Origin of the sequence: Rubripirellula lacrimiformis, assembly GCF_007741535.1 — a bacterium.
Taxonomy (GTDB): Bacteria; Planctomycetota; Planctomycetia; order Pirellulales; family Pirellulaceae; genus Rubripirellula; species Rubripirellula lacrimiformis.
This window is the reverse complement of sequence record NZ_CP036525.1, coordinates 3,307,532-3,325,444: the sequence shown is the minus strand read 5'-3', so window position 1 is coordinate 3,325,444 and position 17,913 is coordinate 3,307,532. Positions and strand designations below refer to the sequence as shown.

Sequence of the window (17,913 nt, the reverse complement as noted above, 5' to 3'; positions counted from 1 at the left end):
TCGGAAGTCGATTGGCTGAGTTCTCAATAGTGCAATTAAGTCTCGCGACAATCCGTTTAGTTACAACCCTTGACACGCGTTTTAGGTACGTATAGAACTAACGCGAAGTCGTCGCTAAAACGAGAGGAATCGATGGACCTATCAAAAAATCGAGTTGCCCTGCGAATTTGGGGCGACTTTGCCTGTTTCACCCGGCCTGAGATGAAGGTCGAGCGCGTGTCATACGACGTGATCACACCATCGGCGGCACGCGGCGTATTGGAAGCCATCTATTGGAAGCCGCAGATCGTCTGGGTCATCGATCGGTTGCACGTCCTGAAGCCGATTCGCTTCACCAACATTCGCCGCAACGAACTGGGTAGCGTCGGCCCCTCGGATCGGACGCTGAAACCGTACTTGAGCGGTACTAAAACTGAACCCTTGATGCAAATCATCGAAGACGATCGGCAGCAACGTGCCGCTACGCTATTGCAGGATGTCGAGTACTTGATTGAAGCACACTACGAAGTCCGCAATGGCAACGGAGCCCCGCAAAAGCACTTCGAGATGTTCAAACGGCGGGCATCCAAAGGACAATGCTTTCAACAACCCTACCTCGGTTGTCGTGAATTTGTCGCAAATTTTGCTTGGTACGAAGGAGATGGGCCGGCGGTTGATGAATCTCTAAAGGGCAAGCGTGATATGGGGTTCATGCTGCACGACATTGACTTTGAGCACGAGATGACACCCAAGTTCTTTCGCGCGACCATGATCGACGGTGTGATTGAGGTTCCGCGGATCCAAAGCGAGGAGGTGCGGTCATGATTCTGCAACGCTTGTGCGAGTACTACGACGTCATCGACAGGGACCCGGAAATCGAAATCGCACAGGAAGGTTTCGCCCCGCAAAAAGTCACTTTTGAGATTGTGCTTTCTCGCGATGGTCTTGTTGCCGCGATCAATGACCTGCGATCGACCGAGGGTAAACGCAAGATCCCGCGTTCACTTCGGTTGCCATTCGAGGGACGAACCAGCGGCGTGAAGGCGATGTTCCTTTGGGACAAAGCGGAGTACTTGCTGGGGTACCTGTCGCCGGAACTTCGTGATCCGCCGATCGGCGAAAGTGAATCTGATGAAAAGAAGCGACTGAAGAAAGTCGATCGCGTTTCAAAATGTTTCGAAGCATCCAAACAAACGCACTTGGAATTTGCCGATTCGATCGAAGACGATGATTACGTCGTACTCTGTCGGTTCTATTCGTCCTGGGAACTGTCGAGTCTTTCAGTCGAGCAACGGGCATTGATTGACGAACTGGGAACCGGCTTCGGGGTTTTTAGGATCGACGGTGATCGCCAGTTCCTGCACGATTGCAGCCCACTGCGTCGGTTTTGGTCAGGCTACCAGATGAACCGCGACGGCGATGACGTGTCAGGAATTTGCCTAGTCACCGGTGAACGGACATCACTGGCTCGATTGCACGGCAGTATCAAAGGTGTCCGCGACGCCCAATCGTCTGGTGCCTCGATCGTCTCATTTAACAAATCGGCATTTGAAAGTTTCGGCAAAACTCAAAGTTTCAATTCTCCTGTCGGCGAACAGGCCGCATTCAAATACACCACCGCACTGAATTACTTGCTCGATCGCAAGAACGGTCGGACCCTCCAAGTCGGTGATGCGACTTGCGTATTTTGGTCTGACGCCAAGGACACGATCGCTGAAGATGTGTTTTCGTTTGGACTTGACCCTGGACGGTTCGAAGATGAAGGGCGTGCTGCGGCAGTTGGCAATGTGCTCAGTCAAGCCATAGACGGCAACGCAGTTCTGCCGGATCCCGGTGCCGCTTTTCATGTGCTCGGTTTGTCCCCAAACGCCTCGCGGCTATCAATACGGTTTTGGATCTCCGGTTCGGCAATCGAAATGGTCAGCCGAGTCGCTGAGCATCAACGAAGGCTTGAAATCGTTCGCGGCGGAAAGGATTCCGATTGGATTCCTTTGTGGATGATCCTTGCTCAAACGGCTCGCGAATCCAAAGAAGTGCCGCCGTTGCTTGGCGGCGCTTTGCTTCGCAGTGTTCTTGCAGGCGGTCGCTATCCCGAGGCCCTGCTCGCTGCAATCCTGCGTCGGATCCGTGCCGAACAGGAAATTCGACACGTCAAGGCAGCCACAATCAAAGCGATTTTGAACCACAACCACCAAAAGGAAATTTCCGTCATGCTCGATCGCGAACGCCCCGACCCTGCCTATCTACTTGGGCGATTGTTTGCGTGCCTGGAACGCGCGCAGGAAGACGCCCTGCCCGGCCTCAACGCCACAATCAAAGATCGCTACTTCGGAGCGGCATCTGCCACGCCCGGAACGGTTTTCCCGCGACTGATCCGAATGAACCAGCACCACATCGGTAAGCTCGAAGGCGGTAAGAAGGTTGTCGCTGAAAAACGAATCCAAGAAATCATGGGACGTCTGCATGATTTCCCTTCGCATCTTGGAATCGTTGACCAAGGTCTATTTTCAATCGGTTACTACCATCAGCGGCAAGACTTTTTCACGAAGAAAGAAAAACCGGCTGAAACCGTCCAATAAACTCTCACGCCCCTTTCTCGATTTTTGATTCACCCTCCCAAGGATTCATCATGGACCACCGATACGATTTTGTTTTCTTGTTTGATGTTACCGATGGCAACCCTAATGGCGACCCGGATGCGGGCAACCTTCCACGCGTCGATCCGGAAACCGGACACGGGCTCGTCACCGACGTTTGTTTGAAACGGAAGATTCGCAATTTCGTCGCCAACGTAAAGGACGAAGCGCCACCGTTTGAAATTTATGTGAAGGAGCGGGCAGTGTTGAACAATCAACACTCCCGAGCCTATGAAGCGTTGAAGTTGGACGCGGCAAAGGCGAAACGCACCGAAGTTGATCAATGTCGCGATTGGATGTGCCAAAATTTCTTTGACGTGCGCACGTTCGGTGCGGTGATGAGCACCAAGGTCAATTGTGGCCAAGTGCGAGGTCCGGTTCAAATGGCGTTCTCCCGAAGCATTGACCCAATTGTCTCGCTAGAACATTCAATCACACGCTGTGCTGTAGCCACGGAAAAAGAAGCCGAAAAACAAGATGGCGACAATCGAACAATGGGACGTAAATTCACAGTTCCTTACGGCATGTATCGTTGCCACGGATTTATCAATCCATTCTTCGCACGTCAAACCGGTTTCAGCGAAGACGATTTGCAACTTTTCTGGAAGTCGCTGCAAAACATGTTTGAACTGGATCGCTCGGCTAGCCGTGGGCAGATGACGCCGCAAGCACTAGTCGTGTTTCAACACGACGACGCATTGGGCAACGCCCCAGCTCATCAGCTACAAAAACGCGTCAGTGTTGTTCGCAAAGACGTCACCACGCCGGCACGTTCGAGCGATGACTACGACGTCCAAATTGACGAAGCCGATCTTCCCGCAGGCATTTCGATTGAGCGGATGTTTTGATTGCTTCATTTCGTTACGGTAAGACGCGGAACCATGGTGCTTAGCCACCACTAGCGTCTTGCGTGGAGGGCGGCGAAAAGGTGATTCGCTTTGACTCTGCAGTGTGGTCTTCGATGACACCAACGGGGAAATGATCGCTTTGGCCGTCGATGATTGTTTCGACAACCGCTTCCCCGCCGACAATAGCCTCGTGTCTTGCAAGAATGGCAAAGTTCCCACCGACCTGACCCAGTTCGTATCGCTTCCCGCCACAATGCAACCACAACTCAACTTCGGCTGAACGAGGAAGATTGGACGCGATCATGGATTTACCCGTTGGTTACGAAGAACAGATCGAAGAGTACTGCCAAAAGCATCTGGCGGTGCTGCGACGATCGCTCGGCACCGGTACTCAGGGTACCGTTTTTACCGCAAAAAATCCACGCCATCTGAGTCTTTACGCAGTCAAGTTTCATCTCCGCCAGGTTGCCTATGACCGCGAAGTCGGCGTCTACCTGCGTCTGCAAGATCTGGACGCGAGCGAAGTCTGTGGCCACCAAGTTCCCCAGCTGCTTGGCCATGACGACGATCTGCTGGCCATCGAAATGTCCACCGTCCGGCCTCCCTTCTGTCTCGACTTTGGCGGAGCCTACTTGGACCAGCCACCGGATTACTCGCCCGAAGTGTGGCGGGATTGGAGAGAGGAAAAGTCCGAGGATTTCGAAGACAATTGGCCGACTGTGGAGAAGATTCTTGCTGAATTTCGGTGGATGGGAATCCACATTGCGGATGTAAACCCTGGCAACATTCGATTCTAAAACCGCACGATCTATGACCTACCACGATGACGAATTGCTGCCGATTTCGGCTTTGCAGCACTACCTGTTTTGCCCCAGGCAATGCGCCCTGATTCACCTGGAACAGGTTTGGGCTGAAAACCAGTTGACGATGGAGGGGTTACTGTTGCACGAGCGGGCAGATTCGCCGACGCACGAGACTCGACCGCAACACGATGGCGTTCGCATTCGCGTCGAACGGGCGCTGCCGATCCGGTCGCTGGAACTGGGGTTGATCGGCAAGGCAGACATCGTGGAATTTCACCATCCACGTGACTCGTCTGATTCCCCCCGCATCATCCCGGTCGAGTATAAACGTGGCAAACCCAAGGCGAATGATTGCGATCGCGTTCAACTGTGTGCTCAGGCTTTGTGCTTGGAGGAAATGTGCTCCACCGGGGTAACCGAAGGTGCGCTCTTTTATGGCACTCGGCGGCGGCGAACCGAGGTCGTCTTCGATGATGATCTTCGTCGACGCACGATGCAAACCATCGATGCGTTGCGAACCATGATCGAAGGCCGCGTGACACCTCCGGCGGTCCGAACCAAGGCGTGTGAGAAGTGTTCGCTGATCGACCTCTGCTTGCCGGATGCCACCGGCGGTGACCGCAGTGTGGCCCGCTTTATGAGCCGACAATTGAATGCCCATCTCCAAGACGAAACGACGGACGAATGAAGCGTCATCTGAACACACTATTTGTAACCACTGAAGGCAGCTACTTGGCCAAGGACGGTGCGGCTGTGCAAGTTCGGTTCGAGAAGAAAACGCTGCTTCGTGTGCCACTGCATAATTTGGATAGCGTCGTTTGCTTTGGTCGGGTTGGATTCAGTTCGCAATTGGCCGCCGCCTGTGCCGAAGCCGGTGTGTCGATTTCACTGATGTCGCCGCATGGACGGTTTCGAGCCGCCGTCGTCGGGTTCTCGCCTGGCAACGTGCTACTTCGGCGCCAACAGTACCGGGCGGCCGACGACCCCGAGCTGACCGCACGGATAGCACGCAATTGCATCTCCGGCAAAATTGCGAACTCTCGCAGTGTACTGCTGCGGGCGGCCCGTGACGCCAAGGACGAGGACCGATCAAGCCGGTTAAAGCTGGCCGCGAAACAGCTGGCACCGATCTTGCGGCGGGTCGCCAAGGCCGATGACGCGGACACAGTGCGGGGGTATGAGGGCGAGTCGGCGTCAAAATACTTTGCGTCCTTTGGTGATTTGACATCCGTGGACGGGTTTCAAATGAAAGGAAGATCGAGACGACCGCCACTGGATCCGATCAACGCATTGCTGTCGTTTCTTTACGCGATGCTTGCGCACGACGCCCGCAGCGCTTGCGAGGCATGTGGGCTCGACGCTGCGGTGGGATTTCTGCATCGCGATCGTCCGGGGCGGCCGGGGTGTGCGTTGGATTTGATGGAGGAATTTCGCCCTGTTTTGGCGGACCGTTTGGCGTTCTCACTGATCAATCGTAAACAGGTCAGTTGCAAAGGCTTCGAGGTGACTTCATCGGGAGCGGTGCGAATGGACGACAAGACCCGAAAAACGGTACTGACGGCCTATCAAACCCGCAAGCAAGACACCATTGAACATCCGTTCTTGGGCGAGAAAACCACGATGGGGCTGTTGGTGCACTTGCAGGCACGGTTGCTCGCACGGCATCTGCGAGGCGATTTGGACGAATACCCGGCGTTCATTTGGAAGTGAACATCGGTTGGTGACAAGATTGAAATCAGCACGATTCAAAGGTGGCGTCGATGGTGATGTTAGTGACGTATGATGTGAGCACGGCGAGCGCGGCGGGAAAACGTCGCTTGCGTTTGATCGCCAAAATTTGCTTGGACTATGGCCAGCGGGTTCAAAACAGCGTTTTCGAGTTGGATTTGGATCATGCGAAGTGGGTCGAATGCCGTGCGCGGCTGCTCGATACGATGGAGCCGGAGGAGGACAGCCTGCGTTTCTACCGGCTGGGCAATCAATGGCGTGAGCGGGTGGAGCACATTGGCACGAACCCCTCAACGGACCTCAGTGGCGGGACACTTTTGGCGTGACCGCGAACGTGAAGCGCCCACGCCAAAGCTGGCTGGTTCGCGAAAGCGGTTTCAAGCCCGCCGGGGCGGCACTTCAATCGATAGCGTCTGATCAGGAAGCCGGGTAATGCCGCACTACACGCCTGGTTCGCGAATCGCTACGTTTAAAGGCAACGGTGGCTGCGTCGAACGACCACCGCAGTCGCGCCCTTCACGGGCGCGTGGATTGAAACGGTACCGCTGAGCGTCATTCGACCAGCGATCGGGTCGCGCCCTTCACGGGCGCGTGGATTGAAACTCGCAGTGACGGCGGAAGGTCTCCGGCCGATGTCGTCGCGCCCTTCACGGGCGCGTGGATTGAAACACCGATTTCGGTTTCGGCCCGTTGTCGCAATCCAGGTCGCGCCCTTCACGGGCGCGTGGATTGAAACCGGATAGCGTTTTGTTTATCACGTCAAAAAATGAGTCGCGCCCTTCACGGGCGCGTGGATTGAAACCGGCGTGTTGATCCCAGTCAGGCGAACGTCATGGAGTCGCGCCCTTCACGGGCGCGTGGATTGAAACTGTATCTGTCGCTGGAGCAAGACGAGTTCGACGACGTCGCGCCCTTCACGGGCGCGTGGATTGAAACCTCTTTCCATGTCGAAATCCATGGCAGCAGGTCGTCGCGCCCTTCACGGGCGCGTGGATTGAAACCAATTCTTTGTTATCGAGGTCTTGCTATGTGCAGGTCGCGCCCTTCACGGGCGCGTGGATTGAAACTTCGTCGGAACCATTGTTGCCATGGCAGTAAATCAAGTCGCGCCCTTCACGGGCGCGTGGATTGAAACAAAAAAGAATCCAACAGCGCCGCTAGGAATGGGTGTCGCGCCCTTCACGGGCGCGTGGATTGAAACATGATCTCAACACCAGCGGGCAAGGATGCGACTGTCGCGCCCTTCACGGGCGCGTGGATTGAAACCGGTGAAAAGAAACGCCGCCCGGATCCGAGCGGCGGTCGCGCCCTTCACGGGCGCGTGGATTGAAACAAATTAACCCGACCGGCCAATCGGGTGCATTGGATTGTCGCGCCCTTCACGGGCGCGTGGATTGAAACTGATGCCGACCCGCGTCAGTCGATTTATGACGTGTCGCGCCCTTCACGGGCGCGTGGATTGAAACAAGCGGGCAAAGGTCCGGCATTCGATTCACCGGTGTCGCGCCCTTCACGGGCGCGTGGATTGAAACAGAAGATGATCGACTCGGGGTTGCCGGCCAAAGTGTCGCGCCCTTCACGGGCGCGTGGATTGAAACCGTTGCTAATCTTTCATCCGTGCAGCTAACGAAAAGTCGCGCCCTTCACGGGCGCGTGGATTGAAACTCTTGCTTCGGATGGGTTCGGACGAGTAGCCAACGTCGCGCCCTTCACGGGCGCGTGGATTGAAACAGCTCGTCGATCAGTTGGCTTTGTCCGTCTGCCAGGGTCGCGCCCTTCACGGGCGCGTGGATTGAAACTTTGTTGTGCGGCTAGATGGATTATATAGATGCCGTCGCGCCCTTCACGGGCGCGTGGATTGAAACGCTTTTGCATTCGTTTGTTGTGCCGCCGGGATGGCGGTCGCGCCCTTCACGGGCGCGTGGATTGAAACCGATCAACGCTGACCGTTCGGCTGACGACTTGCGTCGCGCCCTTCACGGGCGCGTGGATTGAAACGCTTTTGCATTCGTTTGTTGTGCCGCCGGGATGGCGGGTCGCGCCCTTCACGGGCGCGTGGATTGAAACTCGACTTGAAGGCCGTTATCAATGCCGCTCGAAAGTCGCGCCCTTCACGGGCGCGTGGATTGAAACAGGCACCCGGTATTTCTGGCTGCCGACGCAAAGCGTCGCGCCCTTCACGGGCGCGTGGATTGAAACTAGGGACGATGAATTTTCAAACACGAAAGGTGAGTCGCGCCCTTCACGGGCGCGTGGATTGAAACCGATAATCCTGCTCGGTCAGCGGACCATCAAAAGTCGCGCCCTTCACGGGCGCGTGGATTGAAACTTTTTGCACAGGTGCCATCGCTTCAAGATCCCGTGTCGCGCCCTTCACGGGCGCGTGGATTGAAACCTTGAATGCCTACGTGTCAGCAACGGGCTGGTGGCGGTCGCGCCCTTCACGGGCGCGTGGATTGAAACTCGCAAGCCTGAACGAACGCAATCACGAACTGCAGTCGCGCCCTTCACGGGCGCGTGGATTGAAACCCGCGAAAGGATTTCGGCCGGACGAAGGCCCCCAAGTCGCGCCCTTCACGGGCGCGTGGATTGAAACATGTTCTTCCTGATGTTTGTCGGGATGATTTGCATGTCGCGCCCTTCACGGGCGCGTGGATTGAAACCCTGAGTTCATCCCCGAGTTCCTGATCAGGTCATGTCGCGCCCTTCACGGGCGCGTGGATTGAAACTTTTGCAGTAGCGATTCCTCGTGTTTTAGCTGTGGTCGCGCCCTTCACGGGCGCGTGGATTGAAACCCGGCCAAGGTTCTGTACGCCGACGAACAGTCCGGTCGCGCCCTTCACGGGCGCGTGGATTGAAACTGGATCTGGAATCACGCCACTTCGAGGACACCATGTCGCGCCCTTCACGGGCGCGTGGATTGAAACCTCCGCTCGATCCGCTCGTCATCGTCAAGATCACGGTCGCGCCCTTCACGGGCGCGTGGATTGAAACTCGCAACTCCGATTTGCAAGTTGTCCACGCCAGGTCGCGCCCTTCACGGGCGCGTGGATTGAAACGGAGCTACGATTGTCCATGACGTTCGCCTGACTGGGTCGCGCCCTTCACGGGCGCGTGGATTGAAACAAGCTGCGTGAAGCCGACAACGCGAAGTCGATATCGTCGCGCCCTTCACGGGCGCGTGGATTGAAACCAAGGTGGCGTGCGACACTTGCGGTCAAGAAATGTCGCGCCCTTCACGGGCGCGTGGATTGAAACACAGATGACTCGTTCGGCACCTGGATCACGTCCGTCGCGCCCTTCACGGGCGCGTGGATTGAAACGTTGTCTTCGATCCGTTCTTTCCAGTGCGGTAGAAGTCGCGCCCTTCACGGGCGCGTGGATTGAAACTCCCAAGAGAACAATCGCTGACCGTGAATCGTGCTGTCGCGCCCTTCACGGGCGCGTGGATTGAAACATCGATCACTTGCCGTTCCTCATCACAGACACAAGTCGCGCCCTTCACGGGCGCGTGGATTGAAACCGGTCCCACCCTGCGGCAATGACGTTCCTTCGCGTCGCGCCCTTCACGGGCGCGTGGATTGAAACCCACTCGCCAGCTTCGTTCGGTTGTGCAAAGAACCAGTCGCGCCCTTCACGGGCGCGTGGATTGAAACATCATCGCCGATTGGAGGCTTTGCCCGGTCGCTTCGTCGCGCCCTTCACGGGCGCGTGGATTGAAACAACGACGGTCGGATCCTGCATCGTCATCTGGATGTCGCGCCCTTCACGGGCGCGTGGATTGAAACACCGCGTTCGATCGTGGGCTGCATGCGGCCGTCCAACGTCGCGCCCTTCACGGGCGCGTGGATTGAAACCATCAGAGATGCAATTAACGACCGATGTCTCGGACAGTCGCGCCCTTCACGGGCGCGTGGATTGAAACCGCTGGCCGTGCTGATCCCGGTACAAAAAACGGTCGGTCGCGCCCTTCACGGGCGCGTGGATTGAAACGCATGTACGGCTTGGGTGCGACGAACCCGATTTGGTCGCGCCCTTCACGGGCGCGTGGATTGAAACCAACCAGTCCATCAATTGTCCTTCGCGGCTAGTTCGTCGCGCCCTTCACGGGCGCGTGGATTGAAACCACTTTCACCACACCAACCCCGGGTCGCTGTTGCGTCGCGCCCTTCACGGGCGCGTGGATTGAAACATCCATCGACCGTCCTGCCGGCGGCCGGTGGACGGTCGCGCCCTTCACGGGCGCGTGGATTGAAACTTCGTCGGAACCATTGTTGCCATGGCAGTAAATCAGTCGCGCCCTTCACGGGCGCGTGGATTGAAACTTCCCGGTGCTGTTTGGCTTGTTCTTCGATTTGCGTCGCGCCCTTCACGGGCGCGTGGATTGAAACGTGACGTGATCAAGCTACCGGATCCAGTCCAATGGTCGCGCCCTTCACGGGCGCGTGGATTGAAACCTGAGAAGACTAGCATTTCAATCATCACAAACGAGGTCGCGCCCTTCACGGGCGCGTGGATTGAAACTTCTTCGACGTGGCAACACCAGCCAAGACGATCAACGTCGCGCCCTTCACGGGCGCGTGGATTGAAACAATCTGGTCTTCAACATCGCAACCTGGACTTCGTGTCGCGCCCTTCACGGGCGCGTGGATTGAAACCCGGCGATCTGCAGAGCCTGGCCAGCGATGGCCCGTCGCGCCCTTCACGGGCGCGTGGATTGAAACACCCACACCTCGTCGGGATTACTCGGTGCGGCGAGTCGCGCCCTTCACGGGCGCGTGGATTGAAACCGTTCAGGTGCGCCAGTTCGATGATGCTCCCAGCGGTCGCGCCCTTCACGGGCGCGTGGATTGAAACCAGTGAATGCGGCGTACTCGACCGGATCTCCGGACCGTCGCGCCCTTCACGGGCGCGTGGATTGAAACTTGGCCTTCATGATCTCGATTTGCTTGATCTGGATGTCGCGCCCTTCACGGGCGCGTGGATTGAAACAGCTTGGCCGCTGGAGCCCGTTTGCCTTCGCCGTCGTCGCGCCCTTCACGGGCGCGTGGATTGAAACCGTCAAGCGTGAACACTGAGCCTGCGTACGATGGTCGCGCCCTTCACGGGCGCGTGGATTGAAACTATTGAGCCGCCGTCGATTCGTTGACGTAGGCGGTCGCGCCCTTCACGGGCGCGTGGATTGAAACTGGCCAAGGATCGAAGGGCCTGCCACCGCATTTATGTCGCGCCCTTCACGGGCGCGTGGATTGAAACATCATACGGCGTGCTTACCCCATCGTCCGCTTCGAGTCGCGCCCTTCACGGGCGCGTGGATTGAAACTCGAATGCTCACTTTGCGGACCTTTCTTCAAGCCAAGTCGCGCCCTTCACGGGCGCGTGGATTGAAACACTAACGAGGAAAGCAAAATGATTTCAGCATTGGTGTCGCGCCCTTCACGGGCGCGTGGATTGAAACTGGTCGGCGATCGGCGACGTGATCTTGCCGTCGGTCGCGCCCTTCACGGGCGCGTGGATTGAAACCGATGCCGAAGCAGGCAGCAACACGAGCGAAACCCGTCGCGCCCTTCACGGGCGCGTGGATTGAAACGTCGCCTTGGTCGCGTTACGTGGAACGCCAAGGGATTCGTGTCGCGCCCTTCACGGGCGCGTGGATTGAAACGTCGCTGCCGTTGTTTCCGTGGCAGTACAGCAGGTCGCGCCCTTCACGGGCGCGTGGATTGAAACGTTGGTGAGAGCTACAAGTTCAACTCATCAACTGTCGCGCCCTTCACGGGCGCGTGGATTGAAACATCCCCGACAGTTTCATCGAGCCGTCTAGGAATCGTCGCGCCCTTCACGGGCGCGTGGATTGAAACAGGATAGCGACGATGCCACTAGGCTGTTTAGCGCGTCGCGCCCTTCACGGGCGCGTGGATTGAAACACGGACCCAACCGCATGACCGCACCAGTAATCACATGTCGCGCCCTTCACGGGCGCGTGGATTGAAACCATCAAATAAGAACGGCGTCAAAATCCTTCTCCCGGTCGCGCCCTTCACGGGCGCGTGGATTGAAACATCGAGCCGTCTAGGAATCCACCCTCGACTCCACGTCGCGCCCTTCACGGGCGCGTGGATTGAAACGTTTTCCGTTACGTCGATGAGGACAATCTGAACTTGTCGCGCCCTTCACGGGCGCGTGGATTGAAACCGAGAGTCGCAAGCGGATGTTCGATTCCGTTTTGTCGCGCCCTTCACGGGCGCGTGGATTGAAACCCACCATGCCCTTCTGCGACCCGTCAACGCCGCGGTCGCGCCCTTCACGGGCGCGTGGATTGAAACCTCGAAGTCCGCGTTGTCGAGCAGATCGCTATAGGTCGCGCCCTTCACGGGCGCGTGGATTGAAACCCAAACTCGCGGCCTGTGTTGGACGGATTGCGGTGGTGTCGCGCCCTTCACGGGCGCGTGGATTGAAACTGGACATCAGCCAAACCGCTGAGGTCGATCTTTCGTCGCGCCCTTCACGGGCGCGTGGATTGAAACCACACCCATGACCAGTTATTCATGCGTTAGGTGGTCGCGCCCTTCACGGGCGCGTGGATTGAAACGTCGTGACGCAGACCAGTCCGCAGGATCGGCGATGTCGCGCCCTTCACGGGCGCGTGGATTGAAACAGCGCCGAAGCGGACGAAAGAATGGACCCGCTGGATGTCGCGCCCTTCACGGGCGCGTGGATTGAAACCGCAGCAAGGTCGAGGTTACTTGGCCGGGCAGCCGGTCGCGCCCTTCACGGGCGCGTGGATTGAAACCGCTGACGACCCGGTTGCGATCGTGCAGGCTCACTGTCGCGCCCTTCACGGGCGCGTGGATTGAAACCTGATGCAGCCAGAGCGGGTTGTCGATTGCGAACGGTCGCGCCCTTCACGGGCGCGTGGATTGAAACCTGGTGCGATCGATGGAAACGGGACGTCATGCCAAGTCGCGCCCTTCACGGGCGCGTGGATTGAAACATGTGCCAAGAGGACGGACCAGAAGGCGATACGAGTCGCGCCCTTCACGGGCGCGTGGATTGAAAATCGACCGTACTTGTTTAACGAGCGGTGTTGGGTAGTGGCATCGCCAGCGGGCTGGTCGCGGTCAGTTGACGATAGATAAAATCGAGGGGGCCGGCCAGTCGTTGTCTGCAGGTTTGCATCACGCTCACGATTCTTGATTAAGCAAGTGCTCCGGTTTTGGTTCGATTGCACCCCAGACTTTTCGATACACGACCGCTAGACGGATGGCTTGCTCGCCTCGCCAGTTCGTTGCAGCCGCACCGGGATGTCGCAATAACGTGAACAGGTCGTCGAAATGATTTGCAAGGAACTTCGCGAAGCGTTCGCTACCGCGGTGCGTTTTCCGATGGAGGACCAAGTCCCACATCTGCATCGTCAATCGCCCGGCAATTACCTTCATCCCATGAGCGGTCATCGCATCTCGCCGAAATCGGATACGGCATTCGAATGCCTCGAGCAACACGTCATTCACTCCACGCCGAAATGCCAAGTACCCGCGTCGATACTGAAATGTCGATTGATGACGACGGGAGGATACCGGATTGGAACTGAACGAGCGTTTCGGTCTTGGTCAGTTCGCCGTGCCCACAGTCAGGATAGTATTTCGGAAGCGGCGCATCGTAGGTTTCATCGATCTTCTCAGGCACCGCTCAGCGATGATACTTGCCGTGGTCTTCACCGCTCTTGCGTCCTGGCTTCTTCGGATCGGCTCTGCGCTTCTTACGGAACGGAGCGGCCTGACGCTTTCCTTCGCACTCGACTTTTTCGAGACGGCCAGCAAGCAACTCGACCTGCTTGACTAGCATGTCAATGATCGCCTGCTGCTTTTCGAGCAACGGCTTCCAATCGGGGCAATCGGTCGTGATCCTGCGCACATCCATAACTCACGAATTTTGGTCGATTCAGCCCAAATTCACGAACACCAATTTTCCGCTACGTAAACAAGCACCCCGATTTTTCAGCTCATCGTGAAGAGGAAATGACCAGCCGTGTCAAAGAAGTCGAACAACGTAATTTCCTGCATTTTGACGATGAGGTTTTGAAGCCGGGTCGCTGGTCCGACGAGTTGAAGCAGGGCTTGGGATTGGGAATCAAGGAAATCGACAAAGAAATTCGAGAGGCTAGAGAGGTCGCCGCTCTGGCCTCCTCATCGGCTGATACTAGCCGCTCAGTAGCACACCAAGACGTCGGAACACACTGATAAAGAACGCCCCAAACGGTTGCATCAAGCCCAAGACGAGATCGACGAACGTCGAGACGAACTGCTCGAGCAAATCGAAGGACAACTACGCCAGCGAACTAGCGTAACGCTGTTATTCAGCTTTCACCGGATGATGGAGGAGTAAAAATGACGGCACCAGCAGACAATCCTCGAATGTTTCCGACAATTTTCCAAATAGAACGTCGTGGTCAAGCAAGGAGTTTTCGCGGTTTTTCCGCCAAAATGGCGACAATTCAGTGTCAATCACGAAGCCGAGCCATGGTCCACCGCAATTCTCGGCGAGACGAAACCGATACTTCATGCAACACTCACGCTGCATCTCTCCTGGAACTGGTCCATCGCCACTTCAGTGACGTGCATAAAAGGCGGGTTTCTTGATCAACCTAAGGACCCTTGGGCGGGAAAACCCGTGTTGCTACTGCCGCTACTGCTTTGAGCGTCGATATCGACACTTGTGTGCATCTTGGCTGGCCTCTTCCTCCGCTCCCCAAGACAGGGAGCGACGAATGACAAAGTCTTACGACAAGGATTGGCTTTCGATTGACGACCAAATGGCGTTGCTCGAATCGAGAGGACTGGTCATTGATGATAAACCAGACTGCAAAGAGTTTCTCAACCACCTCGGCTACTACCGGCACAGTGGCTATGCACTCGCCTTTGAACCAAACCGGCATACGTTCTATGAAGGAACGACTTACCGAGACATCGACAACGCTTATCGTTTCGATGTTCATCGACGAGACATCATTGCTGACGCATTGGAAGTGATTGAGGTCGATTTCCGGATCACCGTCGCTCACTTTTTCGCACAGCCTGTTGGGGAGTTCGGGCATCTCAATCGAACAAACTTTCAGCAGCCTCGTGGATACAGTAATCGCTTGTAGTCGTTCGATCACACCGATTGGCTCGATTCGCTTCGTGAAGAAGCCAGGCAATCGAATGATTACTTTTCGTCTCGAAGTATCAGCAAACCTACGATGGTTTTCCCAACTTGGCCAACGGGCCGCGCGTTTCAGTGTATGGACGCGCGGGGCGTTGCCAACGCGGTGAAACAATTGGGCTGTGCTGCATTGCAGCGCGTCGTTTAGCCGTGTGCCCGGCGGGCCGCGCGTGTCAGTGCATGGACGCGCGGGGCGTTGCCCACGCGGTTAAACGACTGGGCTGTGCTGCATTGCAGCGCGTCGTTTAGCCGTGTGCCCGGCGGGCCGCGCGTTTCAGTGTATGGACGCGCGGGGCGTTGCCCACGCGGTTAAACGATTGGGCTGTGTTGCATTGCAGCGCGTCGTTTAACCGCGTGCCCGGCGGGCCGCGCGTTTCAGTGTATGGACGCGCGGGGCGTTGCCAACGCGGTGAAACGATTGGGCTGTGTTGCATTGCTGCGCGTCGTTTAGCCGTGTGCCCGGCGGGCCGCGCGTTTCAGTGTATGGACGCACGGGGCGTTGCCCACGCGGTGAAACAATTGGGCTGTGCTGCATTGCAGCGAGTCGTTTAGCCGCGTGCCCGGCGGGCCGCGCGTTTCAGTGCATGGACGCGCGGGGCGTTGCCCACGCGGTGAAACGATTGGGCTGTGTTGCATTGCAGCGCGTCGTTTAGCCGTGTGCCCGGCGGGCCGCGCGTTTCAGTGTATGGACGCGCGGGGCGTTGCCCACGCGGTTAAACGATTGGGCTGTGGGCTGTGTTGCATTGCAGCGCGTCGCTTAGCCGTGTGCCCAGCGGGCCGCGCGTTTCAGTGCATGGACGCGCGGGGCGCTGCCCACGCGGTTAAACGATTGGGCTGTGTTGCATTGCTGCGCGTCGTTTAGCCGTGTGCCCGGCGGGCCGCGCGTTTCAGTGTATGGACGCGCGGGGCGTTGCCCACGCGGTGAAACGATTGGGCTGTGCTGCATTGCAGCGCCGAACCAAAATGCAAAACCCACGAATGACACCAATCACTCGAATGGGAAAGGAACAGTGCCTTTCATATTCGTGTCATTCGTGTGATTCGTGGTTAAAACTTCTGGCTCTTCCGCCGAATCGGTGGGTGGAAATGGTATAAGGCCGGCGTGAGGTCGTTGCCAGGCTCCGAGCTATTGAACCTGCTTACTGTCAACCGATGGTCGATCTCACTCGGCAAAGACCTGCCGCAGATTCAGTGCCATTTGGGTCGGACACTTTTTTCTTGCACGATCATCGGGTGGCCGACAAAACAGCATCAGGCGATTGCGGACGATGGGTTGGCTAACCCAGGCCGTGGATCGTCACCCATTTCCACTCGGTATAGGTATCGATGCCCACTTCGCTGCCTTCGCGTCCAAACCCACTGTCGCGGTTCCCGCCAAACGGAACGTGAGCTTCTTCTTGGATCGTCATCTCGTTGACGTGGACCATTCCCGCATCGATTTCATCGACGCAGCGCAGCGCTGTTTTCAGACTGGACGTGAACACCGACGCGGTCAGACCGAAGTTGGTTGAGTTTGCCAAATCGATCGCTTGGTCGACGGCGTCAAAGGGTTCGATCACTGCCACCGGCCCGAACGTTTCTTCGCGGTGAATCACAGCATCCGCCGGGACATTACTTAGCACGGTCGGCTGAAATCGATTCTGAACCCACTTGCCACCGGTGACCAGCGTGGCACCGCGCCGGATCGCGTCATCGACGTGCCGCCGAATCTTGCTGCGTTGACGTTCATGGATGATGGGGCCGATCATCGTGCTAGGTTCACGCAGGTCCCCCAACGATAAACCTTGTGCCGCCGCGGCAAGTCGCTGCGTGAATGAATCGATGATGGATCGAGCGACCAGAATCCGGCTGGATGACATACAGATTTGCCCCTGAAACAGGAACGCCCCTGCAATGGCGGCCTTCACAGCTTGGTCCAAGTCCGCGTCGTCCATCACGATCAACGGATTCTTGCCGCCCATTTCCAAAGTGAACCGTTTTCGGCTCGCACCGCACCGGCCGGCGATGTGCCGCCCAACATCGTTGGATCCGGTAAAACCGACGGCGCGAACCGCAGATGCCCCCGTCAACGCGTCGCCAATCTGATCGCCATAGCCCAACACCACGTTGAATGCACCCAGCGGAAATCCCGCCTGGTGATACAGTCGGGCAATCTCGATCGCCACACCGGGGGCCTGGGGCGACGGCAGCAGCACCACGGTGTTGCCGGTCGCTAGCGGCATCGCACTGTGTTTGATTCCTTTGATCAGCGGCACATTGAACGGCGTGATCCCCGCGACCACCCCCAACGGACAGCGGACGCTATAGCTGACACGCCCCGGAACATCGGTTGGGATCGTTTGCCCGGTTTGGCGGCGGCAGGTCCCGGCGGCGGATCGCAGGACACCGGCGGACGTGGCGATCTCCCGCCGCGCCTTGCTGATCGGTGAACCGACCTCGGAAACCAACAGCTCCACCAGCCGCTGCCCATCGGATTCCAGCAGATCGGCGGCTGCCAAAAGCCATCCTTCCCGCTGGCTCGGACTCGTTTTTCGATAAGTCGCCCATGCCGCGTCCGCCGCAGCGATGGCACGGGCCACGTCATCGACCGTGCCGCGAACCGCCGTGGCGATCACCGAATCATCCTCGGGATTCAGTACATCAAAAACCCCTGCGTCGGGTTCGCACGCGTCGGGTTCGCCTGCATCTTGGCCATCGATCCAGTGCTGATAAGTTTTCATG

12 protein-coding genes and 1 CRISPR repeat array are annotated in these 17,913 nt (G+C 57.4%); of the genes, 10 read left to right on the top strand and 2 right to left on the bottom strand.

What is annotated here, in order from left to right; translation table 11 throughout:
- The first annotated feature begins 132 nt into the window (after nt 1–132).
- Genes cas5c through cas7c form a run of 3 tightly spaced genes read left to right on the top strand, consistent with a single transcriptional unit; the run spans nt 133 to nt 3,463 of the window.
- Entirely contained in the window at nt 133–804 is a 672-nt protein-coding gene (gene cas5c, locus K227x_RS11775; protein ID WP_145169666.1) for a type I-C CRISPR-associated protein Cas5c, read from the top strand.
- Nucleotides 801–2,558 carry a type I-C CRISPR-associated protein Cas8c/Csd1 gene (gene cas8c, locus K227x_RS11770; RefSeq protein WP_145169665.1) on the top strand — a complete coding sequence of 586 codons (1,758 nt, stop codon included), beginning with the start codon at nt 801–803 and terminating at the stop codon, nt 2,556–2,558. The genes cas5c and cas8c overlap by 4 nt, the downstream gene beginning before the upstream one ends.
- A 50-nt stretch (nt 2,559–2,608) precedes the next feature.
- Nucleotides 2,609–3,463 (top strand): type I-C CRISPR-associated protein Cas7/Csd2, encoded by an 855-nt coding sequence (gene cas7c / locus K227x_RS11765; protein ID WP_145169664.1) that lies wholly within the window; start codon nt 2,609–2,611, stop codon nt 3,461–3,463.
- Between the two features lie 40 nt (nt 3,464–3,503).
- On the opposite strand, the gene K227x_RS11760 is transcribed toward cas7c, so the two are convergent.
- On the bottom strand, nt 3,504–3,767 hold the full coding sequence (locus K227x_RS11760; protein WP_145169663.1) for a hypothetical protein: 264 nt from the start codon (nt 3,765–3,767) through the stop codon (nt 3,504–3,506).
- Here K227x_RS11760 and K227x_RS11755 point away from each other — a divergent pair.
- From K227x_RS11755 to K227x_RS11725, 7 genes are all read left to right on the top strand, one after another.
- A complete protein-coding gene (locus K227x_RS11755) occupies nt 3,766–4,260 on the top strand; it encodes a hypothetical protein (RefSeq protein WP_145169662.1) in 495 nt (164 codons plus the stop codon). The two genes, K227x_RS11760 and K227x_RS11755, sit on opposite strands and share 2 nt — an antisense overlap.
- Nucleotides 4,261–4,273: 13 nt before the next feature.
- A complete protein-coding gene (gene cas4, locus K227x_RS11750; protein WP_145169661.1) occupies nt 4,274–4,954 on the top strand; it encodes a CRISPR-associated protein Cas4 in 681 nt (226 codons plus the stop codon).
- On the top strand, nt 4,951–5,976 hold the full coding sequence (cas1c, locus tag K227x_RS11745; RefSeq protein WP_145169660.1) for a type I-C CRISPR-associated endonuclease Cas1c: 1,026 nt from the start codon (nt 4,951–4,953) through the stop codon (nt 5,974–5,976). Before cas4 ends, cas1c begins: the two co-directional genes overlap by 4 nt.
- 50 nt (nt 5,977–6,026) lie before the next feature.
- A complete protein-coding gene (gene cas2, locus K227x_RS11740; protein WP_218934060.1) occupies nt 6,027–6,320 on the top strand; it encodes a CRISPR-associated endonuclease Cas2 in 294 nt (97 codons plus the stop codon).
- Between the two features lie 180 nt (nt 6,321–6,500).
- Nucleotides 6,501–13,051: direct repeats of the CRISPR family, unit length 32 nt; unit sequence GTCGCGCCCTTCACGGGCGCGTGGATTGAAAC.
- A gap of 521 nt (nt 13,052–13,572) precedes the next feature.
- The gene (locus K227x_RS31145; RefSeq protein WP_246146751.1) at nt 13,573–13,833 is read left to right on the top strand and encodes a hypothetical protein; all 261 of its coding nucleotides are present in this window, start codon (nt 13,573–13,575) and stop codon (nt 13,831–13,833) included.
- Nucleotides 13,834–14,009: 176 nt separating this feature from the next.
- Nucleotides 14,010–14,231 (top strand): hypothetical protein, encoded by a 222-nt coding sequence (locus K227x_RS11730; protein ID WP_145169658.1) that lies wholly within the window; start codon nt 14,010–14,012, stop codon nt 14,229–14,231.
- A 527-nt stretch (nt 14,232–14,758) separates the two neighbouring features.
- Nucleotides 14,759–15,136: an Abi family protein gene (locus tag K227x_RS11725; RefSeq protein ID WP_145169657.1), complete on the top strand. Its 378-nt coding sequence runs from the start codon at nt 14,759–14,761 to the stop codon at nt 15,134–15,136.
- 1,333 nt (nt 15,137–16,469) lie between these two features.
- Here the strand turns inward: K227x_RS11725 and K227x_RS11720 are convergent.
- Nucleotides 16,470–17,912: an aldehyde dehydrogenase family protein gene (locus K227x_RS11720; protein ID WP_145169656.1), complete on the bottom strand. Its 1,443-nt coding sequence runs from the start codon at nt 17,910–17,912 to the stop codon at nt 16,470–16,472.
- Between the last annotated feature and the right edge of the window lies 1 nt (nt 17,913).